General features: G+C 62.6%; 23 protein-coding genes. 15 read left to right on the top strand and 8 right to left on the bottom strand.

Annotated features, from left to right (window positions below; translation table 11 throughout):
• Nucleotides 1-38: 38 nt before the first annotated feature.
• Nucleotides 39-1,490 (bottom strand): aldehyde dehydrogenase family protein, encoded by a 1,452-nt coding sequence (locus NCR38_RS14905; RefSeq protein ID WP_061118271.1) that lies wholly within the window; start codon nt 1,488-1,490, stop codon nt 39-41.
• Between the two features lie 261 nt (nt 1,491-1,751).
• On the opposite strand from NCR38_RS14905, the gene NCR38_RS14900 reads away from it, so the two are divergent.
• Nucleotides 1,752-2,093, top strand: coding sequence for a zinc ribbon domain-containing protein YjdM (locus tag NCR38_RS14900; protein WP_061118272.1), 342 nt, complete (start codon nt 1,752-1,754; stop codon nt 2,091-2,093).
• 46 nt (nt 2,094-2,139) lie between these two features.
• Here the strand turns inward: NCR38_RS14900 and NCR38_RS14895 are convergent, their stop codons facing one another.
• Complete coding sequence (locus tag NCR38_RS14895; RefSeq protein ID WP_061118375.1) at nt 2,140-2,571, bottom strand: hypothetical protein; 432 nt, start codon at nt 2,569-2,571, stop codon at nt 2,140-2,142.
• A 320-nt stretch (nt 2,572-2,891) separates the two neighbouring features.
• On the opposite strand from NCR38_RS14895, the gene napE reads away from it, so the two are divergent.
• The 14 genes from napE to NCR38_RS14825 are packed head-to-tail and all read left to right on the top strand — an operon-like array spanning nt 2,892 to nt 13,567.
• Nucleotides 2,892-3,050: a periplasmic nitrate reductase, NapE protein gene (napE, locus tag NCR38_RS14890; protein ID WP_061118273.1), complete on the top strand. Its 159-nt coding sequence runs from the start codon at nt 2,892-2,894 to the stop codon at nt 3,048-3,050.
• Between the two features lie 25 nt (nt 3,051-3,075).
• Nucleotides 3,076-3,423, top strand: coding sequence for a chaperone NapD (locus NCR38_RS14885; RefSeq protein WP_061118274.1), 348 nt, complete (start codon nt 3,076-3,078; stop codon nt 3,421-3,423).
• The gene (gene napA, locus NCR38_RS14880; protein ID WP_061118275.1) at nt 3,395-5,878 is read left to right on the top strand and encodes a periplasmic nitrate reductase subunit alpha; all 2,484 of its coding nucleotides are present in this window, start codon (nt 3,395-3,397) and stop codon (nt 5,876-5,878) included. The genes NCR38_RS14885 and napA overlap by 29 nt, the downstream gene beginning before the upstream one ends.
• A gap of 9 nt (nt 5,879-5,887) precedes the next feature.
• Entirely contained in the window at nt 5,888-6,373 is a 486-nt protein-coding gene (locus NCR38_RS14875; protein ID WP_061118276.1) for a nitrate reductase cytochrome c-type subunit, read from the top strand.
• A gap of 9 nt (nt 6,374-6,382) precedes the next feature.
• A complete protein-coding gene (locus NCR38_RS14870) occupies nt 6,383-6,988 on the top strand; it encodes a NapC/NirT family cytochrome c (RefSeq protein ID WP_061118277.1) in 606 nt (201 codons plus the stop codon).
• A 42-nt stretch (nt 6,989-7,030) separates the two neighbouring features.
• Nucleotides 7,031-7,654 (top strand): cytochrome c biogenesis heme-transporting ATPase CcmA, encoded by a 624-nt coding sequence (gene ccmA / locus NCR38_RS14865; RefSeq protein ID WP_061118278.1) that lies wholly within the window; start codon nt 7,031-7,033, stop codon nt 7,652-7,654.
• Nucleotides 7,651-8,319: a heme exporter protein CcmB gene (ccmB, locus tag NCR38_RS14860; protein WP_061118279.1), complete on the top strand. Its 669-nt coding sequence runs from the start codon at nt 7,651-7,653 to the stop codon at nt 8,317-8,319. The genes ccmA and ccmB overlap by 4 nt, the downstream gene beginning before the upstream one ends.
• 5 nt (nt 8,320-8,324) lie before the next feature.
• A complete protein-coding gene (ccmC, locus tag NCR38_RS14855) occupies nt 8,325-9,068 on the top strand; it encodes a heme ABC transporter permease CcmC (RefSeq protein ID WP_061118280.1) in 744 nt (247 codons plus the stop codon).
• Entirely contained in the window at nt 9,065-9,205 is a 141-nt protein-coding gene (locus NCR38_RS14850) for a hypothetical protein (RefSeq protein ID WP_250477308.1), read from the top strand. The genes ccmC and NCR38_RS14850 overlap by 4 nt, the downstream gene beginning before the upstream one ends.
• Complete coding sequence (gene ccmE / locus NCR38_RS14845; protein WP_061118281.1) at nt 9,202-9,657, top strand: cytochrome c maturation protein CcmE; 456 nt, start codon at nt 9,202-9,204, stop codon at nt 9,655-9,657. The genes NCR38_RS14850 and ccmE overlap by 4 nt, the downstream gene beginning before the upstream one ends.
• Complete coding sequence (locus tag NCR38_RS14840) at nt 9,654-11,624, top strand: heme lyase CcmF/NrfE family subunit (RefSeq protein ID WP_061118282.1); 1,971 nt, start codon at nt 9,654-9,656, stop codon at nt 11,622-11,624. The genes ccmE and NCR38_RS14840 overlap by 4 nt, the downstream gene beginning before the upstream one ends.
• Complete coding sequence (locus tag NCR38_RS14835; RefSeq protein WP_061118283.1) at nt 11,621-12,160, top strand: DsbE family thiol:disulfide interchange protein; 540 nt, start codon at nt 11,621-11,623, stop codon at nt 12,158-12,160. The genes NCR38_RS14840 and NCR38_RS14835 overlap by 4 nt, the downstream gene beginning before the upstream one ends.
• Nucleotides 12,153-12,545 (top strand): cytochrome c-type biogenesis protein, encoded by a 393-nt coding sequence (locus NCR38_RS14830; protein WP_061118284.1) that lies wholly within the window; start codon nt 12,153-12,155, stop codon nt 12,543-12,545. Before NCR38_RS14835 ends, NCR38_RS14830 begins: the two co-directional genes overlap by 8 nt.
• Nucleotides 12,542-13,567, top strand: a complete 1,026-nt coding sequence (locus NCR38_RS14825; RefSeq protein ID WP_061118285.1) for a tetratricopeptide repeat protein — start codon at nt 12,542-12,544, stop codon at nt 13,565-13,567. The genes NCR38_RS14830 and NCR38_RS14825 overlap by 4 nt, the downstream gene beginning before the upstream one ends.
• Nucleotides 13,568-13,643: 76 nt before the next feature.
• Here NCR38_RS14825 and tssF read toward each other — a convergent pair whose 3' ends face one another.
• The 6 genes from tssF to NCR38_RS14795 form a co-directional block, all read right to left on the bottom strand.
• Nucleotides 13,644-15,503: a type VI secretion system baseplate subunit TssF gene (gene tssF, locus NCR38_RS14820; RefSeq protein ID WP_086961047.1), complete on the bottom strand. Its 1,860-nt coding sequence runs from the start codon at nt 15,501-15,503 to the stop codon at nt 13,644-13,646.
• A complete protein-coding gene (locus tag NCR38_RS14815; RefSeq protein ID WP_061118286.1) occupies nt 15,500-16,300 on the bottom strand; it encodes a type VI secretion IcmF C-terminal domain-containing protein in 801 nt (266 codons plus the stop codon). The genes tssF and NCR38_RS14815 overlap by 4 nt, the downstream gene beginning before the upstream one ends.
• Nucleotides 16,301-16,411: 111 nt before the next feature.
• The gene (locus tag NCR38_RS14810) at nt 16,412-17,065 is read right to left on the bottom strand and encodes a M12 family metallopeptidase (RefSeq protein ID WP_250477306.1); all 654 of its coding nucleotides are present in this window, start codon (nt 17,063-17,065) and stop codon (nt 16,412-16,414) included.
• Between the two features lie 886 nt (nt 17,066-17,951).
• Nucleotides 17,952-18,848 (bottom strand): plasmid partitioning protein RepB C-terminal domain-containing protein, encoded by an 897-nt coding sequence (locus NCR38_RS14805; protein ID WP_250477305.1) that lies wholly within the window; start codon nt 18,846-18,848, stop codon nt 17,952-17,954.
• Nucleotides 18,845-19,762, bottom strand: coding sequence for a ParB/RepB/Spo0J family partition protein (locus tag NCR38_RS14800; protein ID WP_250477304.1), 918 nt, complete (start codon nt 19,760-19,762; stop codon nt 18,845-18,847). Before NCR38_RS14800 ends, NCR38_RS14805 begins: the two co-directional genes overlap by 4 nt.
• Nucleotides 19,755-21,329 carry a recombinase family protein gene (locus tag NCR38_RS14795; RefSeq protein ID WP_311765929.1) on the bottom strand — a complete coding sequence of 525 codons (1,575 nt, stop codon included), beginning with the start codon at nt 21,327-21,329 and terminating at the stop codon, nt 19,755-19,757. The genes NCR38_RS14800 and NCR38_RS14795 overlap by 8 nt, the downstream gene beginning before the upstream one ends.
• Nucleotides 21,330-21,338: the final 9 nt, after the last annotated feature.

Here is a 21,338-nt window from a genome sequence, read left to right as displayed (position 1 = left end):
TTTACGCCTCGCCGCGGTTGCCCGCGGCGGCCTCGATCTTACGGCGTCAGCGCAACCCAGACCGCCTTCGGCTCGGTGAAGTTCTCGATGGCGACGTCGCCATGCTCGCGGCCGAAGCCGGAATCGCCGCCGCCGCCCCAAGGCAGGCGCACGTCCGTGAAGCCGTAGGTATTCACCCAGACCGTGCCCGCCTTGAGTTCGGCAGCCAGGCGATGCACGCGGCCGATATCCGCGCTCCACACGCCCGCGGCGAGGCTGTATGCGGTGCCGTTGGCGATGCGCAGCGCGTCGGCTTCGTCGTCGAAGGGGATGACGCTCGCGACCGGACCGAAGATTTCTTCCTGCGAGATACGCATTTCGTGCTCGACCTTCGCGAACACCGTCGGCTCGACGAAATAGCCGCGCTCGCCTGAGCGCCTGCCGCCCGTCACGAGCGATGCGCCCTCCCCTTTGCCGATGTCCACATAGTCCAGCACGCTCTTCATCTGCTTGGCGGAGATGAGCGGGCCCATATTGGTTTCCCGCTTCGACGGATCGCCGAGTTTGATCGTCCGCGCGCGCTCCGCGAGCCGCTCGACGACTTCGTCGTAGACCGCGCGCTGGGCGAGAATCCGCGAGCCGGCGGAGCAGACTTGTCCGGCGTTGAAGAAGATGCCGGAGGCCGCCGCGCGCACGGCGCCATCGAGATTCGCGTCCGCGAAAATCACGTTGGCGGACTTGCCGCCGAGTTCGAGCGTGACACGCTTGAAGTTGCCTGCCGCGCCCTGCAAAATGCCGCGCCCGACCGATGGCGATCCGGTGAACGTCACTTTGTCGACGCCCGGATGCGCGACGAGCGCGTCGCCGACGACCGAGCCTTTACCGGTCACGATATTGAGCACGCCCGGCGGCAAGCCGGCTTCCAGCGCGAGCCGCCCTACCATCAGCGCGGAAAGCGGCGTGATTTCGGCGGGCTTAACGATCAGCGTGCAGCCGCACGCGAGCGCGGGCGCGATTTTCCACATGCCGATCATGAGCGGGAAATTCCACGGCACGATCGCCGCGACGACGCCGACGGGTTCGCGCACGGTGTAAGTCAGCGCGTCGGGGCGCGCAGGCACGACCTGGCCGTTGATCTTGTCGCACCAGCCGGCGTAATACGCGAGCGTATCGATGGCGGCGGGCACGTCCTGGCGCTGCACGCCCGCGATCGGCTTGCCTGCGTCGAGACTTTCGAGCGCCGCGAGTTCTTCCTGATTCTCGCGCAGCAATTCGGCGAGCTTCATCAGGATCCGGCCGCGCTCGGCGGCACGGATCGCGTTCCACGGTTTGAGGGCGGCGCGCGCGGCCTGCACGGCGCGGTCGACATCGGCGGACGTACCCTGTGCCACGCGGGAAATCGGGTTCTCGGTGGCCGGATCGAGGTTCGTCGAGTACTCGCCTCCGCTCGGTGGAACGAATTCGCCGTTGATCAGCAATTCGTAGCGCTTCAGTTCCGTGGTGCTGTCCATGTCTCGCTCCGTGTGTTTTTCCGAATCACTTTATGTTGAAGCAGAAAAACCATCCATGAAAGCAAAACATTTTTATTGTTTATATAGGCCGGAATGTATGGACGGATATAGCGGCGGCCGGTTCGATCCCGGCGCAACGAGTCATCTCCTCGCCTCCTTCGACAGGCGAAGCGATACGAGCGACTCGTCGCATGGCTTCGGACATCGGGCGGCGCTATACTTGCCAGCCTTTCGTTTTTCTCGAGTCTTCAAGCAATACATATGAACGCACTACCTCCCTGCCCCAAGTGCCATTCCGCATTCACTTATGAAGATGCGGGCATGTATATCTGCCCCGAATGCGCGCACGAGTGGTCTGCGCAGACGGACACCGCATTGGAGCCCGCCGCGAAGATTTATCGGGATTGCGCTGGAAACGTCCTTCACGATGGCGACACCGTCACTGTCATCAAGGATCTGAAGCTCAAAGGCGGTGGCGGCGTCGTCAAGATGGGCACGAAAGTCAAAAACATTCGCCTCGTCGATGCCGATCACGACATCGACTGCAAGATCGACGGCTTCGGCGCCATGAGCCTCAAGACGGAATTCGTCAAAAAGGCTTGACGCACGCTTCCTTCACTGTTCGTTTGCATTCCGTATAGATCGAGATTCAACGCGAGACGCGCGCGGGCGGCCGATATCCCGGAATCTGACGCAACGCGCGGTCGCACGCCGCCGAAAGCGCGGCAAGCCGCTCGACGTTCGCGCGCATGTCGAGCTGCGTGCGCGCGATAGTCTCGCGAATCTCTTCAAGCCGGGGCAAGATGCGCTCCGCGATCACGCCGCCCTCGTCCTTTTGTTCGAGACACGCTTGTGCATCCTCGCGTGCTTCGTGCAGTTCCATCACCGAAACCTTGTTCTGCGCGAGAAGACGCGCATAGGTTTGCGCCAGTTCGCCGAGACCCATCGATTGCATTCGCGCGACGAAATCCCGCGTCGATCGATAAGCGAGCTCGCCCGCGTCATAGGCCATGAATTGAGCGTCGAGGATGGAAAGCGAGAGGCGCCCTTCGGGTGTTGCGAATTCGAGCTTGGTCGGCATGATGCGGCGGCAGGTTTTGATGTACCCGAATTCTATAAAGCCGACCGGCATGCGCTTTTCGGACGACGCCGAAAGTCACTGCGAAAGCGCGCAATGCATCGTTGCGGACCAAACGCCGAATATTCAACATCCCGAAACGATGACTTTCCATTGAGCCATATTTCGATATGCACCGCCCGATCGGATTTAATCTAACCGTTACACGAGCCGCATCTCGACCACCACCATTTCCGGCTTGAAAAGATGTATTTCCTGTATCAATAATGGATGCGTCTTTCGCGCTGGCCTTTCCACGATGCCAACCGAGATCCGTCGTGCCCATGGATGAGAACAACGAAATACGCAAGTCCGAAGAGTTGCGCAGCTTTCTGTTTCTGACCGTCGTCATGGTTCCCGTGCTCACGGTCATGATCATTGCCGCCTATGGCTTCATGGTCTGGTTCTACCAGATGCTGATCGGCGGCCCTCCGCATCATTAACGAGCGTCGCGACTATTTCAATCAAATGGATCTCGAGCCCGTCGATAGCAATGATCGTTTCGCCGATAAGACGGATGAGTCTTGCGAATATCACATCGCCGGCGTCGTTGTATACGCACGAATAGAAGCATTGCCGAGCGTCACGCAGGCGCTCACCGCATTACCCGGTGCACAGGTTCACGGATCGAGCACCGACGGCAGGATCGTGCTCACGCTCGAAGCGGACCGTTCGTCCTGTGTCGCCGACCAGTTGCACGCGGCGCAATCGATACCCGATGTGGTAAGCATCGCGCTCGTCTACCAGCATCACGAACACGCCGATTCGCTGAACGAGGATATCGCCGATGAAACTGACTCGTCGCGCGTTCATTAAGCAGACGGCCGCCGCCACGGCCGCCGCGTCCGCGGGCATCACGCTGCCCGGCATGGAGGCCGTCGCCGAGAGCGACGACATCGCGTGGTCCAAGGCGCCGTGCCGGTTCTGCGGCACGGGATGCGGCGTGCTCGTCGGCGTGAAGGGCAATCAGGTGGTCGCGACACAGGCGGACCCGCAAGCCGAGGTCAATCGCGGGCTCAACTGCGTGAAGGGCTACTTCCTCTCGAAGATCATGTACGGCCAGGATCGCCTGACGACACCGCTCATGCGCATGAAGGACGGCAAGTTCGACAAGAACGGCGAGTTCCTGCCCGTCTCCTGGGACGTCGCGTTCAATGTGATGGCCGAGCAGTTCAAGCGCGTGCTGAAGGAAAAAGGGCCGACTGCCATCGGCATGTTCGGCTCGGGGCAATGGACCGTGTGGGAAGGCTATGCGGCCGTCAAGCTCATGAAAGCGGGCTTTCGAAGCAACAACATCGACCCCAACGCGCGGCACTGCATGGCCTCGGCCGTGACGGGCTTCATGCGCACCTTCGGCATGGACGAGCCGATGGGCTGCTACGACGATATCGAGGCAACCGATGCCTTCGTGCTCTGGGGCTCCAACATGGCCGAGATGCATCCGGTGCTATGGACGCGCGTGACGGCGCGGCGGCTGTCGAACCAGAACGTGCGCGTCGTCGCCCTCTCGACATTCGAGCATCGTTCGTTCGATCTCGCCGACGAGACCATCGTCTTCACGCCGCAATCCGATCTCGCGATCATGAATTACATCGCGAACTACATCATCAGGAATGGCAAGGTGAACCGGGCGTTCGTCGACAAGCACACGAATTTCAGGAAGGGCAATACGGATATCGGCTATGGCTTGCGGCCGGACGATCCGCTGCAAAAGGCGGCGAAGAACGCCGGCGACCCGAACGGCTCGCAGCCCATCGGCTTCGAAGAATTCGCGCGGTTCGTCTCGCGCTATGACGCAGCCTATGTGACGAAGCTCTCGGGCGTGCCGAAGAACAAGCTCGACCAGTTGGCGCAGCTATACGCCGATCCGAAGACCAAAGTCGTGTCTTTCTGGACGATGGGCTTCAACCAGCACACGCGCGGCACATGGGCCAACAACATGGTCTACAACCTGCACCTGCTGACGGGCAAGATTTCGACGCCGGGCAACAGCCCGTTCTCGCTCACGGGACAGCCTTCGGCGTGCGGCACGGCGCGTGAAGTCGGCACGTTCTCGCATCGGCTGCCCGCCGACATGGTCGTGACCAACCCGAAGCATCGCGAGGAAGCCGAGCACATCTGGAAGCTGCCGAGCGGAACCATTCCCGACAAGCCGGGCTTTCACGCCGTCCAGCAGAACCGCATGCTGCACGACGGCAAGATCAACGCCTATTGGGTGATGGTCAACAACAACATGCAGGCCGCCGCGAACATCAACAACGAGGCGCTGCCGGGGTATCGCAAGGATTCGAATTTTGTCGTCGTGTCGGAGGTTTATCCGACGGTCACGGCCGTCGCCGCCGATCTGATCCTGCCGTCGGCGATGTGGGTCGAGAAAGAAGGCGCATATGGCAACGCGGAGCGGCGCACGCAGTTCTGGCATCAGCTGGTGCAGGCGCCCGGGGGCGCGCATTCGGATCTCTGGCAACTCGTCGAATTCTCCAAGCGCTTCAAGGTCGAGGAAGTCTGGCCCGCCGAACTGATCGCGAAGAAGCCGGAGTACAAGGGCAAGACGCTCTACGACATCCTTTATCGAAACGGCCAGGTCGACAAGTTTCCCGCATCGCAAGTGGACGCGAAGTATCGCAACAACGAAGCCGCGGCGTTCGGCTTCTACATCCAGAAGGGGCTCTTCGAGGAGTACGCGAGTTTCGGGCGCGGACATGGTCATGATCTCGCGCCGTTCGACATGTATCACCAGGCGCGCGGCATCCGCTGGCCGGTCGTCGACGGCAAGGAAACGCGCTGGCGCTACAAGGAAGGATCCGATCCCTATGTGAAGGCCGGCGCCGACTGGCAGTTCTACGGCAATCCGGACGGCCGCGCGGTGATCTACGCGCTGCCCTACGAGCCGCCCGCCGAATCGCCGGACAAGGAATATCCGTTCTGGCTCGCGACCGGCCGTGTGCTCGAACACTGGCATTCCGGTTCGATGACGCGCCGCGTGCCCGAGCTCTATCGCGCGTTTCCGAACGCCGTGTGCTTCATGCATCCCGATGACGCGAAGGCACTCGGCATCCGGCGCGGCGTGGAAGTGCGCGTGATATCCCGGCGCGGCGAGATGCGCACGCGCGTGGAGACGCGCGGCCGCGACAAGCCGCCGCGCGGGCTCGTGTTCGTGCCGTGGTTCGATGCGAGCCAGCTCATCAACAAGGTGACGCTCGACGCGACCGATCCGATCTCCTTCCAGACCGACTACAAGAAGTGCGCGGTCAGGATCGTGCGGGTCTAGGAGCACGACATGCGCACGCTGATCGCTCTCGTCATCGCATCGCTGCTCGCTCTTGCCGTCATCGCGATCGCGCAGCCCACGGTCCCGAATCTGCCGTTCCACGACTCGCTGCGCGGCCTGACGCCGATCGGCGAAGAGACCCGGGCCCCGCTCATGGCGCCCACCGAAAACAAGGACGTGATACGCGGCCTCAACTACGCGCAGCAGCCGCCGACGATCCCGCACAAGATCGACAACTATCAGCTCGACAAGAACGCGAACCGCTGTCTCGCGTGTCATGCGCGCAGCCGTGTCGAAGAGAGCGGCGCCGTGCCCGTCGCGGTTTCGCATTACATGGACCGCGAGGGCGTGGTGTCCGGGCATCTGTCGCCGCGCCGCTATTTCTGCACGCAGTGCCACGTTCCGCAGGCGGACGCGAAGCCGCTCGTCGGGAATACGTTCGTCGCGATCGAAGACATCAGGCGGCAGCCGGCATCCAAGAACCAGAAACGATGAGCGATCGACATGTGGGCACTGATCAAGCGCTACTGGGTCACCATTCGACGGCCGAGCCTGTACTACAGCCTCGGCTTTCTGACATTGGGCGGCTTCGTCGCGGGCGTGATCTTCTGGGGCGCCTTCAATACGGCGATGGAACTGACCAACACCGAAGTGTTCTGCACCGGCTGTCACGAAATGCGCGACAACACCTTTGCCGAACTCAAGAACACGATCCACTTCAGCAACCGCTCGGGCGTGCATGCCAAGTGCTCCGACTGCCACGTGCCGCACAACTGGACGGACAAGATCGCGCGCAAAATGCAGGCGTCGAAGGAAGTGTGGGCCAAGGTATTCGGCACCGTGAACACGCGCGAGAAATTCCTCGACAAGCGGCTCGAACTCGCCGAGCACGAATGGGCGCGCTTCAAGGCCAACGATTCGCTCGAATGCCGCAACTGCCACTCGTTCCAGTACATGGACTTCACGCGCCAGAGCCCGCGCGCGCAGGAGGCGCATCAGCGTTTCCTCGAGACGGGCGAGAAGACGTGCATCGATTGCCACAAGGGCATCGCGCATGAATTGCCGAACATGACGAAGGCGCAGGAGATCGAGAACCGAAAGAAGCAGTGAGCGCGGCTCAAGGGTCTGGTCACAACGAGAGAGGAAACATCGATGCTCAGCGCCCGGCAACTCGACGTGATGCGCGGCGGCCGCACCATCGTGGCCGGCGCGGATTTTCACGTCGATGCCGGCGCGGCGCTGCTCATCCACGGCGCGAACGGCAGCGGCAAGAGCTCGCTGATCGCCACCCTCGCGGGCTTGCTGCCGCCCGCGGCGGGAAGCGTGTCGTGGCGCGGCGTGGACGTGCGCGAGCATCCTGCGCGCTTTCGCCATGACCTTGCCTGGCTCGGCCATGCCGACGGTTTCAACGGAGAACTGACCGTCGACGAGAATCTTCGTTTCGCCGCGCTGCTCGGCGCGAGCATGGCATACCGGAGCGAGTGCGATGTGCTCGAGCGCGCGGGCGTGCGGCCGCTCCTGCACACGCGCCTCAACCGTCTGTCGCAGGGGCAAAGACGGCGCGTCGCGCTCGCGCGCCTCGTGCTTTCGGCCAGGCGGCTCTGGCTGCTCGACGAACCCACCGACGCCATCGACGAAAGCGGCGCGCGCTGGTTTGCCGAATGCGTCGACGCGCATCTGCATGAAGGCGGCACGCTCGTCGCGACGACGCATCGCCCGTTGCCCGTCGATGCCGCGCGCACGCGGCACCTGCATCTGGAGCGAGGCGCGGCATGATCGGGCTGACGCTTCAGGTCATTCGCCGCGAACTGCGCCTGAACTGGCGCTCCCGCACCGTGACGCTTTCCGTGCTGCTGTTCTTCATCCTGGCGTCGAGCCTGTTTCCGCTCGGCATCGGTTCCGATCCGAAGCTATTGCAGGCGATTGCGCCGGGCGTGCTGTGGGTCACGGCATTGTTCGCGGCCTTGCTGTCGGCGGGCCAGCTCTTCAGCAACGATTTCGCGAGCGGTGCACTCGAGCAGATGCTGCTTTCGCCGCAGCCGCTCGCGGGCATCGTGCTCGGCAAAATCGCCGCGCACTGGCTCACGACGGGTCTCGCGCTCGTCGTGCTCGCGCCGGTCGTCGCGCTCGAATACGGGCTGGACGCACGCACGATTCTCATGCTGATGGTTTCGCTTCTGATCGGCACGCCGCTGCTCTCGCTGATCGGCTCGATGGGCGCGGCGCTCACGCTCGGCGTGCGCGGCGGCAGCGTCGTGCTCGCACTTCTGATCCTGCCGCTTTACGTGCCGGTGCTCGTGTTCGGCGTCGGCGTGGCCGATCCGGCCGCGAGCAGCGCGTGGTCGAACGCGAACGTCTCGCTGCTCGCGGCGGCCCTCTGTCTTGCGCTCTGGCTATGTCCGTGGGCGAGCGCCGCGGCCCTGCGCATCTCGATGGAATAGCGCCCATGAACTGCTTTCGCTATGCGTCCCCGCGCAACTTCGAACGCTTCGCCGCACGCGCGACGCCGTGGTTCGGCATCGCGTGCATCGCGTTGATCGCGGCGGGGCTCGTGATCGGCCTCGTTATCGCGCCCGCCGATGCGCTGCAGCGCGACATCTACCGCATCATGTTCGTGCATGTTCCCGCCGCGTGGATGTCGATGTTCATCTATCTCGTGATGGCCGCATACAGCGCGCTGCATCTCGCGATGAACGCGCGCCTCTCAGCGATGATGGCGCGCGCGCTCGCCCCGACCGGCGCCCTCTTCACCGCGATCGCGCTGATTACCGGCGCGCTGTGGGGCAAGCCGACCTGGGGCACGTGGTGGGTCTGGGACGCGCGGCTCACGTCAGAACTGATCCTCTTCTTCCTGTACGTCGGCTTTCTTGCGCTGCATGCCGCGATCGACGGCACGCGCCGCGCGGACCGCGCGTGCTCGGTGCTCGCGCTGATCGGCGTCGTCAACATTCCGATCATCTATTTTTCCGTGCAGTGGTGGTACACGCTGCACCAGGGGCCATCGCTCGGCTTCGGCAGCGGCGTGTCGATGACCGCATCGATGGCATGGGGCATCGTCGTGATGAGCGCCGGATTCTGGTCGTATGCGATCGCGGTATCGCTCGCGCGCGTGCGCGTCATCATGCGCGCGGCAGATCGCATGCCGGCGGGCGACGAAGCTCCCGCGCGAATCCGGGAGCATGCAGCATGAACATGGTCGAGTCCGTCATCGCGATGCTCGCCGCGAACCCGATCCTCTCGGCCGCGTTCGCGATCACCTTTTCGCTGATGGGCGCGCAAGCGTGGCTCGTGCTCCGCGCGCTGCGCGAACCGGAGTCGCGCCGATGAGGGCGCGGCATCGCCGGTTCGCGTTCATCGCGTTCGGCGTTGCGAGCGCCGGGCTCGCGTGCGCGCTCGTGCTCAATGCGTTTCGCGCCAACGTCATGTTCTTCGTGAGCCCGAGCCAGATCGCCTCGCACGACGCGTCGCGCACGCAGCGCTTCCGGCTCGGCGGGCTCGTCGAGCGCGGCTCGCTCGTGCGCGATGACGGTGGCCGCGCCGTCCGCTTCGTCGTCACGGACGAACGCGCATCGGTGACGGTCACGTACGCGGGCGCGCTGCCCGATCTCTTGCGCGAAGGCAGCGGCGTCGTTGCACAAGGCACGCTCGGCGCCGATGGCCGCTTTCACGCCGACGAAGTCCTCGCGAAGCACGACGAGAAGTACATGCCGCCGCAAGTCGAACGCGCGCTGCGCGAAGTGCGCGCTGCGGCGGACGCGAACCCGGCCACGCGCCGATGATTCCCGAGCTCGGCCACTTCGCGCTGATTCTGGCGATGCTGCTCGCGCTCATCGCGGGCATCGTGCCGATGCTCGGCGCGCGCTTCGGGATCCCGCAATGGATGCGCGTCGCCGCGCCCGCCGCGTGCGGGCAATTCGGCTTCATCGCGATCGCGTTCGGCTGTCTCGCGGCGTCCTTTCTCGGCGATGATTTCTCGGTGATCTACGTCGTCGAGAATTCCAATTCGGCGCTTCCGGCGATCTATCGATTCACCGCCGTCTGGGGCGGCCACGAAGGCTCGCTGCTGCTCTGGACGCTTCTGTTGACGCTCTGGATGACGGCCGTCGCCGCGTTCGGCCGCCGGCTTGCCCAGCCGTTCGCCGCGCGCGTGCTCGGCGTGATGAGCTGGCTCGATGCGGGCTTTCTGCTGTTCATGCTGCTGACGTCGAATCCGTTCACGCGCATCATGCCGCCCGCGATGAACGGCCGCGATCTGAATCCGCTCCTGCAAGACCCGGGCATGGTGATCCATCCGCCCTTGCTGTACATGGGCTACGTCGGATTCTCGGTCGCGTTTGCGTTTGCAATCGCGGCCCTGCTCGACGGCAAGCTCGATGCCGCGTGGGCGCGCGCATCGCGTGCCTGGACCCTCGCCGCATGGATGTTCCTGACGCTCGGCATCATGCTTGGCAGCGGCTGGGCGTATTACGAGCTCGGCTGGGGCGGATGGTGGTTCTGGGACCCGGTCGAGAACGCGTCGTTCATGCCGTGGCTCGTCGGCACCGCGCTGGTTCATTCACTCGCCGCCACCGCGAAGCGCGGCGCATTTCGCGCGTGGAGCGCGCTGCTCGCGATCTGCGCGTTCTCGCTTTCGCTGCTCGGCACTTTCCTCGTGCGCTCCGGCGTCGTGACGTCGGTGCACGGATTCGCGTCCGATCCGGCGCGCGGCGTCTTCATCCTCGCGCTGCTCGCCCTCTTTTCGGGCTGCGGCCTCGCGCTCTTCGCCTGGCGGGCGCCGCGCGCGGCATCGTCGGCGGTGGGCTTCGAGCCGGTGTCCCGCGAAGCGCTGTTGCTGTCGAACAATCTGCTGATGCTGGTCGCCGCCGCTTCGGTGATGCTCGGCACGCTCTATCCGATGATCCTCGACGCACTCGGCCTCGACAAGATTTCCGTCGGCGCGCCGTATTTCGACAGCGTATTCGTCCCGCTGATGGCGCCGGCCGTCTTTCTGATGGGCGTCGCGCCGCTCGCACGCTGGAAGGCCGCCCGCCTGCCAGAGATCGCCGTACGCCTGCGCTGGGCGGCGCTCGTGAGCGTCGCGTCGGCGTTCGTGCCCGGCGTGTCGCGCCCGCTCGTGAGCCTGGGCTTTCTCCTCGCGGCGTGGACGTTCGCCACGATCGCGACGAGCGTGTACCAGCGCATCGTCAGCGCGAGACAGCGGGTGCGGCTCGCGACAGTCGGCATGTGGCTCGCGCATGCGGGCGTCGGCGTGTTCGTCGTCGGCGTGACAATGGTGAAGGGCTTTCCCGTCGAACACGATGCGCGGCTCGCGCCCGGCGAACATATCGATGTCGGCGGCTATCGCTTCCGTCTCGACGATGTACGCGAAAACAACGGCCCGAACTATCGTGCGATGCGCGCGACGATCAGCGTGACGCGCGACGGCCGCGCTATCGCCACGCTCGATCCGGAGAAGCGCGAGTTCCTCGTCTCGAACACGCAGACGACCGAAGCGGCCATCGATCATGGGGTGCTGCGCGACCTCTACGTCGCGCTCGATCAGCCGGCCGGCGGCAACGCGTGGACCGTGCGCATCCAGATCAAGCCGTTCGTGCGCTGGATCTGGGGCGGCTGCATTCTGATGGCGCTCGGCGGCCTGCTCGCCGCGGCGGACCGGCGTTACATGAGACAGCGTGCGCCGCAGTCCCGGCGCGCGCCGGCGCCGGCTGCTGAAACACCGCCGCCCCTCGGCGAAACCGGACGATGAAGCGCTTCCTGATCCCGCTCGCGGTGCTGGCGCTGTTGACCGCGGTGCTGGCGGCCGGCCTGAGACACGATCCGCGCCGCCTGCCTTCGGCCCTGATCGGCAAGCCCGCGCCCGCGTTCGATCTGCCGCGCCTCGATGCGTCCGGCGAGCGGGTGTCGTCGGACGCGCTGCGCGGTCAGGTGTGGATACTGAACGTGTGGGCGTCGTGGTGCGAGGCGTGCCGCGACGAGCATCCGGTCCTGATGAACGTCGCGGCCAGCGGGGCCGTGCCGGTGTACGGCCTGAACTACAAGGACGAGCGCGAGCCCGCGCTGCAGTGGCTCGACACGGCCGGCAATCCGTATGTGGCTTCGCTGGTGGATCGCGACGGGCGCACGGGCATCGACTATGGCGTGTATGGCGTGCCCGAAACGTTCGTGATCGATCGGGCGGGCGTCGTGCGATACCGGCAGGCCGGACCGATTACCCGCGCGTCGCTGGAGCGCGTGATTCTGCCGCTCGTCGGCGTCCTGCGGCAGGAGAACGGCCGTGATTAGACGCATCGCGTCGATTCTCCTCATGCTCGTGTCGTGCGCTCACGCGCAGGAATCGCCCGACGACGAGCGCGCGCGCCGACTCGCCGAGCATTTTCGCTGCGTCGTGTGCCAGAACCAGAGCCTTGCCGATTCGAACGCGAGTCTCGCCGCCGATCTTCGCGCGCGTATTCGCGAACAGGTGGAACACGGCGCGAGCGATGACGAGATCCGGTCCTACATGGTGCGCCGCTATGGCGACTTCATCCTGTACCGGCCGCCTGTGAAGCCCGTCACATGGGCGCTGTGGTTCGGACCGTTCGCGGTGCTCGCGGCCGGCGCGGTCGCGATGGCACGGCATATCCGGCGCGCGCGAAACGCCCGGCGCCAGAGGAGCCCGTCTCCATGATGGCGTTCTGGCTGATCGTTGCCGCGATGATGACGGGCGCGCTCGCGTGCGTCGTGCTGCCACTGCTTTACGCGCACACAGCCGGACGCGGCACGGCGCACGCGGCGCTCGCAGGCTTGCTGATCGCGCTCGTGCCGGCGTCGGCGCTCACGCTGTACATGCGCATCGGCGATCCGACGGCGCTCGCGATAGAGACTGCGCCCCGCGCAACGACGCAGGGACATGCGGACACGCCTGCGTCGATGGAAGCGGCGGTCAGTCTGTTGGCCGCGCGTCTGCAGCGCGATCCGAACGACGCGCAGGGCTGGTCGATGCTCGCGCGTTCCTACATGGTGCTCGACCGCCCGGACGACGCGACCGCGGCGTACCTTCGCGCGGTCGCGCTGAACCCGCGCGACGCGGAACTGCGCGCGGATTACGCCGACGCCTTGGCGAGCGCAAACGACGGCAATCTGAACGACGCGGCGTTGAAGGTCGTCGAGTCCGCCCTCGCCATGGACGCGAATCAGCCGAAAGCGCTGGCGCTGGCCGCGTCGGCCGCGTTCGACCGGCGCGATTACGCGAACGCGATTCAGTTCTGGCAGCGATTGAAGAACGTGCCGGACGTGGCGCCGGAGATTGCGCAGCAGGCGCAAAGGAATATCGACGAAACGCGCGCGCTCGCCACGGTGAAAGGGGCGGCCGTGCAAGTGCGCGTGAGTTTGAGCCCGGGGTTCGAGAAGCGCGTTCGTCCGACCGACACGGTGTTCGTCTACGCGCTCGCCGACGATGGCTCGCGCATGCCGCTCGCGGTACAGCGCCTGAAGGCGGGTCAGTTGCCCGCTACCGTGCGTCTCGACGATTCGATGTCGATGACGCCGGGCCGCCGTCTCTCGGATTTCTCGCGCGTCAGCGTCGATGCGCGCGTGTCGGCATCGGGACAGGCGCGGCCGGCGCCGGGCGACATGACGGGGTCGAGCGGAGTTGTGTCTTCGAACGGGGCAGGTGTTATCGAGTTGAGGATCGGTGATGTCGTGCGTTGAGTGCGTTTGTGCTTAGCGGGACAAGCCACCTTTGTTTATTCGCGCCAGGCACTTTTTCGCAAGCTCCATTCCGCCGTCAAAAAGGCGCGTCCTCGAATTCCATGAGCGGATAAACGGTCTGGCTCCCGTCGATGCTCAGCACCAGCCGCACCGCGTGGTGGAAGCTCGCATAGCGCCCCACGAACCGGCCAAGCACATCGCCGAAGAGCATCGCGTCGCCATGCCCGTCGAAGGCGGTCGTGTCGAGCCCCACATGAACACGAATCTCGAACCGCATATGCCCTTTCCCTACCGTCTGATGCTCGGTCAAGCGGACATCGTCGATGGCATCAATGCGTCGCTCGATGCCATCGCCGGGTAACCAATCGTAGAGTTCCAGGGCAGCGCGAAACGCCGACGCGCCAGCCATCCCGATCATGTTCAATTCGTTCGCGGCGCCCGCCGCAAAATGCCCCAGCACGCGCCAGTCGTATTCAGGGTGATGGCGTGGCGGATACAGCGGCAGGGTCGGCGCGGTCAGATTGCGCACCGACGCGATCCCGGTGAAGCCCGACACTGTCTGGGTGATCGTCGCCTCGGCGAGCGCCATGCGCGGCAGGCGGCCGTTGTTCGCGAGCGCGCGCACGGTCAGGTGCCGGTCCGGTGGCGGACGATTCTTATCGTGCCGCGCCTCGCGTCGAAAGCCTTCCCATAGCTGGCCCGCGAGCGTCAGCCAGAGCTCGCGCCCCGTCACGCCGAAGCGCTTCGAGCTATGGAAATACCGTTCCGGCTTCTCATAGCGCAGCGTCCAGCCGCGATGCCGGAAACTCGTGAACGCCTGATAGGCATGGCGCGCGCTGTCTTCCGGGTCGGCTGCAGTCACCGCAAGCACGTCATACGGCTCGATGTGATCGTCCACGCCCGGCTGCACGAGAACGCGATGTTCGCGATCATGCCAGTCTGTGGGACGCAGCGGCAGCGCATCCACTTCGAACAGGTTGATCACAGGCGTGCAGAAAAGACGGAAGCTCTCGCGGCTTACCGAATAATCACCCGGCACACGCCCGTCCAGTTCGATCTCGAAGGTCATGTGCGACTCGCCCGCCGGCAGCACCGAGGCGTCGAAGCCGCACAGATCGACGAAGTGGAATTTTTGAGGGAACACGAAATATTCCAGCAGCGTCTGTTCGCGGTCGAGCATGCGGTCGCGTTCCGGCTCCGTGACCGGCCAAAGCCGCGTGGACGGACCGAAGCCCGCCGCTTCGAAGCGCACGCCATCGAGCGGCTGCAACTCGCCGTTGCGCACCGAAGGCAGGCGCAGACCGATCGAGGCGACCTGGCGCGTCAGCGCCGCATAAAGCGCGGCTGCAGCGGGCCGCGCGCCGTGCAGATACAGACGAATGCGCGACAGATCCGTCGCCTCGCGCTGCTCGCCCAGCCACAGCCGGAACGTGAGGCGAATGGCGGTACGTCCGCCATCGCGCACCGCAACGTCGGCATCCTCGACCGAGAGCGGCAGCAGTTGCACTGCCTGCGTCGTCCGATAAAGACACTGCACCCGATCGGGACCGACAGGCGCCGAGCGCACCACGGCACCTGCCGGAATTTGCGCTGCGCTCGCGGCCCCGCGTCCGAGCGGCGTGCATTCGATGATCGACAGCGACGGGATCGCCCGCGCAGCATGCTCGTACAAGTTGTCGATGAGCGCCTCGGTGAACTCCGGGTTGCCATCATCGAGCTTCATGCGCAGGCGCGCCATGAGCAGCGCAAAGCCTTCAAAGGTCGCGCGCACGCTGTCGCCCTGCTCGCCGTACCGCATTCCCATGCGGCGCGCAGCGTCCGGCTGGGCTTTGGCAAACTCGGCCGACGCCGCACGCAGATAGCGCATTTCGGAGTCGAAATATTTGAGGAACGGGTTCTCGTGTTCCAGCGCGACGTGCTTCCATGGGGCGGTCATGGTTGCATCTCCGGTGGCAACGGCGGCAGGGACGCGACTCCAGCAAGCGCGCCGCCCTTGCCAACCATGAAGATGCGCTGCGGCAACTTGAAGCCGCGCAGCTTCAGCAAATCGAGCGGTCCCGCGCCGACCTGCGTCTTGAGGTCGTAGTGCAGAGGAACGCCGTTGCCCTGATTGAAGGTCAGCGCATAGGTCGTGCTGTCGAGCGGTTTGACCTGAGCCGTGCCGAGCAAACGCAATAGCGCCCAATCGCCATTCGCGGCGAACGCCATGCGCATGCCCGCATCGAGCGATTCCCACGTCAGTTGGACACGGCCGTTCTGGCCGTTGCCAGGCCATACGATCGATGTGTACGCCTCCAGTTGATTGAAGTACTCGATCTTCGTGCCGTCGATGCTCAGAATGCTGCGCGTCACCTCGGGCGTCGGATGCGGCATGATCTGGAATCGGTAGCTGGCATCGCCCTGCGCATACATCTGCGCGCCGAGCGTCGACAACTGGCGCAGCGCCGCGAGAAACGCAGGATCGAATTGCAACGCTTGTGGCGCGAGTTCGTTCGGCGCCCAGGCGTTGCCTTGAGGCTGGAGCATGCCCGCGAGTTGCGTCGTCACGAAACGCGCGATCAGCCCGGAATCGGGTTTGATGTAGCGGCCCAACTCGACGAAAGACGCGTCAGCGGTTGTGTCCGAGAAGGGATAATGGCCATCGAAAGTACTGGTGAAGGGGGCGGCGACCGATAAGCGCCACGCCTCGTTCAAGCTCGCTGCCGCGGGTTGCAGGATGGTCTGCCACGCCACATCGAGCGGGTGGGCGAACAGCGCATTGCCGAAGCCCGACCATTGCGAGCCGAGGCTCGCGGCGGTGAGGGCCGCGTCGTCGCGCGCCTGTGTGAGTTCGGAGAGCTTGCCCTATTTCGGGTTGCAGTAATTCATGACCGACGCGAGATCCCACGGGCCGACCATCGTGTCGCCATTGGTGCCCTGTGCAGGCTCGTTACACGACGATGGCGTATCCGGCCGATTTTGCTCATGCGCGAAGCCCAGCGCATGGCCGAATTCGTGCGCGGCGACCCGACGAATGCAATATTCCTCGCGCCCCTGACAACTCGGGGTCCAGTTCTTGAAAGTGAAATTCAGCGCCATTCCGCCTTGAGCATTGTTCAGCATCGCACCCAACCCCCGCGTGTGCGGGCCGCTGTCCTCGACCGTAATCCGAATACCGTAGTAGTTCGGATTACTGACGCACTGCTGCCAGCCCATAAACTGTACGCCGGAATATTTCTCCCACGTTTCTTCGATCGCGGAGCGAGTCCAGCTACGCTCTGCGGAATATAGCGCGAAATCGGCATTGTTCATGTCCCAGCACACGCCGATAGGAACATGATCCCAAATAACAGTCGACAACGCGTATCCCTTCACCGTCGCCTTCTCCTGCGCCGTCCACTGCGCGGCAGAACTCCTGCTCGCGGAAGTCAGAGCTTCGCTGCCTCCATCGCTTCCGCCGCACCCACTGATTAGCATTCCTGATAATATCGCCAGCGCCAAATCCCTTAGCCCCTTCATCTTTTTATCCGTTATGACAATCCACGCGTCCTCACGCATGGCATAAGAAGTATATTTTTAGCGCGCGATCAAACTGTCTCGTTCATTACAGAATATTTCCAAACGCTTCGCGTTTATGAATAAAATTGAAATCTACTGCTTTCAAGCAATCGAATGGCGGCAAGTCCCGCGCGATGAAAGCCACCTTCCGGCGGGCCAAAAAAACGGCACGCCATGACATATTCGTCGCACTCAACTGCCCATTGTCGTTCCGATCCGGATTGCAAGAATCCGTGATCGATTAGCTGTTCGCGGTGGCCGCAAAGGTGGAGCGCGGCACATCGCCTGAATTTCCACAAGCAGGTCCGGCCCCGCCTGGCTTGTGAAGATGACCATCGTCATGAAGGCGGCAGACGCGGCAAACCGCTGTTCCCTTGTGATAAGCGCGGTGCTCGCGCGTACTCCCGTCGGCCGCAATTATTTTTGGATTATCGGCGTGCTGCCCACAAGGCGTGGGCGAACCGCAAGGGATGCGGAGTAGAAGCGCGCATACGCGGGCGGGGCAAGGCAAGAGTCCGAAGGCCCGAGTGGTGACGTGACCCACCCGCGGCCCTGAACTGTCCCCGGAGTGTCCCTGAAAGCCCTCGTCAGGATGTGCCGTTAGCCGAAAGGCGTCCGCAGAATAAAGCATAAGCTGGCCGTTCATTGGGCTGCGGGCCCACCCGCGGACCATGCGAAAAAGCATAAAGTGGCCGATCGAACAAAAATAAAGCATAAGCTGTCTAAACGAAAATCTGTCTGTGCCGCAGGCAGATTTTCACCCGCACGACGATTGCACAGTGACGCCAACTCCACCGCAGTACGGTCGGCAGGATTCGTCACCAAGCGCGGGCCGATGGCATACAAATCATTCTCTCTCTGACGTCCGACTATCGGCAGCTATCGCATCGATAGTGGCGTTGAGCGTTGTGAGCAAATCTGCGTGGTGTCGCTTTAGGTGCTCGTGAATTGCCTCATTTCGTAGCAGACGAGTCGTGAAACCCTTGGCAACGACCAAAGACAGCATCGTGTCGCCGACGCTCTCCTCAGCCGCCTGGCTGTCTTGATTGAGCCGTTCCATCTCTTTCTCCATCCTCGCGAGGTCCTCTTGCGAGATGGAATCCATAGCTTTGGGACGAGCCGACTCTGCGAGCGCCTCAGGGCGGGTCGTCGCTAGCAACATCCCCGCGTAGCTCGCCGTAAATCGATTGGCGGCGATCATCATCTCAGCCGCTTCGATCTGACGCATCGGCTTCATTCTTTTTAGGATTGTGAAAACTCGTGGAATCACCATTCGGTCCTTCAACAAAGACGCCGCCTCAGGAGCAATTCCGTCGAGCAGATGAATCTTCTCGCGTACGCGTTTGATATCGATTTGAAGCACGGCCGCGATGCGCTCTTCGGAGGCTCCTTTCGCTAGAGCGGCCCGGATCATTCGATGGTCATGCACGGCGGTACTACGGTTAATGTGCCGATTGAACGTATAGGCTTCGTCATCGAGTGAGATCATGCATGGTGCCGTCTCTCGTTTGAGAGCCTTGAGCGCTTCAAGCCTCAGCCTCCCGTCCAAGAGATGATATTCACCCTCCCGCTCCGAACGAAATACCGCTAGTGGCTCTATGACGCCGAGCTCCCGGATTGAGCTCAAAATCGTTCTGAATTTGGGCGTCGACAACACTCGCTGGAGCATCGCGGTACTCGGACGGATTGAGTCAAGTGGCACCTCGACTATTTGATCTTCGAAGCCATGTTTGATACCAGTCATGGCAGCAACTCCTGGGGAATCCGGCTCGCAATCACTTCCGGAATATCTTTGATACCTTCTGCTCTCAGTAAGGTCCTGAAATGATCATCCGAAAGCAACCTCTTGAATGTGGAGATAAGTAAGAGAAGACGCTGCTCTTGAAGCGTTGCATTTTGAACGACCCGTTTTTGACGCCGGACCTCTGTTTGGTAGGTACGAAGGAGCTTTTGGGGAGTCGGTGCATCCTTCGGCATTGGTTTCTTTGAATGGTAGGCCTTCCCAATCGCCTCGCGCTTGCTGATAAGTTTGCGAACCTTGATCAACTGATCCCCTTTCAGCGTCCCTGACTCGTACGCGGCAACCATCGCGGCTTGCACCTCATCGCTCGACGATCGCGATATATCCAGTGCGACCCACATAGGAATTTGCTTCTTCTCGACCGCTCGCAGTAAGCGCTGCTCGCCTTTCTCCAAGAGGTGCAGGATATTATTTATGTAACTTGAATCGAGATTCGTCTTCTTAGAAATCTGGTCACACGAGTATCCCCGTGCTCTGAGAAGCTGGAGTCCGCTGAGCAACTCCTCCGTAGTGTGTCTCCGCCTTGCAATATTTTCCGTCAAGCTAATGAGAAATCGTTCGACACGGTCGGCCTCGACGACACTGCATGGAATCATCGTTTCCCCGAGGGCTCTCAATGCTTCGAGTCGACCCTGTCCACACAGGACCTCGTACCACGCTCCGTCCTCGTCGTTGCCTCCGAACGCGACCGTGATTGGGCGCTTTAGCCCTATTGTCGCTATATTCTCGACGAGCTGAGAGAAAAAAAGACTGTTACGCGTCCGCGGATTCAAAACCCGGAGCCGCTCTGCTGAAACAAGGGTAATCCTGTCGTCACGAGGAAGAACTGCGCCCATGTGTTTGGCATGATCATCCATACATTGGTCCTCGCAAGGGGGCTCTACGACTCATAAACACCAACATCGCTAAGTCATCGAACCGAAAAACATCTAGGCCGCGCCCGTTGTACTCCGCAAGTCGCAGCGAGGGATCGGTCGTCCCAAGGGTCGGAAACAGATAGTAGTCTCGGATTGCTTGGGCGTCGGGTTCCATCCGTACCGCTATCGTGAGGTCGGGATTCAAAGCGTTATCGAAACGCACTATCCATCGAAGTCCGCCAGCATCCGTCGCGCGACATCGGCAGAGAACAAGAGACGCCATGAATTCATCGTTCACCCGAAGCAGCCCTGCTTGACTATCAGCTTCGACGTAGGCGCCAGCGGCCGTCATTGCCTCCAAGGCTTGTTGGACGATCGTCGGGTGCATGGCGCGCAGCCGCGTGTTTATCTCGATGTAGTGGTAATCGCGGTCAGGCCGATACCCTATAAGTGCGTACGTCCGGAGCAGGCTTCCGAACCGGCCTCGAAAAGCGCTGCTAGACGGGCAATCGGCCGTTTCGTCAATAACGATGCCCGATAAGTACCCGTGCGTTGCCAGTGCACGGCGTAGAGCGGCAAGCATATCGGCGTCACTCATACGATAGGAGCGTGCGAGGATAATCTGTCTGGCTGCCTCGAACATCAGCTTGTCAACAATCGGTTCGAAAGCGTCGTCTTTGCGCACCCAAGCAGCGGGCGGATTACGAACCCGTTCTTGCTTGAGTTTGAAGGAAACGCGATTCCAAACGTTGTGCCCGATGTATTTTTCGTTGATGAGAATTTGGTGAACCACCCCACGTGTCCACAATCTTCCGCGGTCAGTTCTCGAGCCGGCTGCATTCAAGGCTTTTGCGATCTCACTCTCGACCCGTCCCTCCTCCACGAAAGCACGGTATATCCCGCGGACGGTTGCTACCTCGTCCGTGGGACCGGGGCGAAGGACGACCCTATCTGTGTGAATGGATTTGTGCTCGCCTGCCGAAAGTTCGTCTTTTGCGACGCCAGACTGGTCGATGAGCACTCTTCGCAAGCCGAAGCCCGCAGGCCCCCCTTGCCGGCAGCCCAACCTTATCAAACGCGTCTGACCTGCATGAACCTTCACGCTCAGCTCGCGACTGTACTCCCCCGCCATCGACCGCTTTAGGCTCTTAATGATGCTTGACACAGGAGAACCGTCGTTTTCAAACTGCTCAGCGCAGTAGAGAACGCGAACACCTGCCTGCTTGCAACGGATTTCGTAGCTTGCGCTTTCGTCGGGGTCTTGGAATCGTCCCCAACGGCTGACGTCGTAAACCAATACGAACGCGTAGTCCGCCTGGTTCGACTCTACGTCTCTGAGCAGGGACTGCAATCCACCCCGCCCATCAAGTCGAAGTCCGCTCTTGCCCTCGTCAGTGTATATGCGGACGATGTCCAGGTTCCGCAGTTCCGCGAAAGCTTGAATGACATCCGTCTGATTCTCGGTCGAGTATTGTTGGTGCTCGGTCGACATGCGTACATAAGCGGCGGCGCGTGATCGCCCGGTAGCCTCGTCGTTTGTCTTTCGATTGCGCGCTGACCAACCCACGCCGCGTCC

Source organism: Caballeronia sp. INML1 (assembly GCF_023631085.1).
GTDB classification, from domain to species: Bacteria; Pseudomonadota; Gammaproteobacteria; order Burkholderiales; family Burkholderiaceae; genus Caballeronia; species Caballeronia turbans.
Note: the sequence above shows the minus strand (reverse complement) of the source record. Positions and strands in the feature narration are given on the sequence as shown.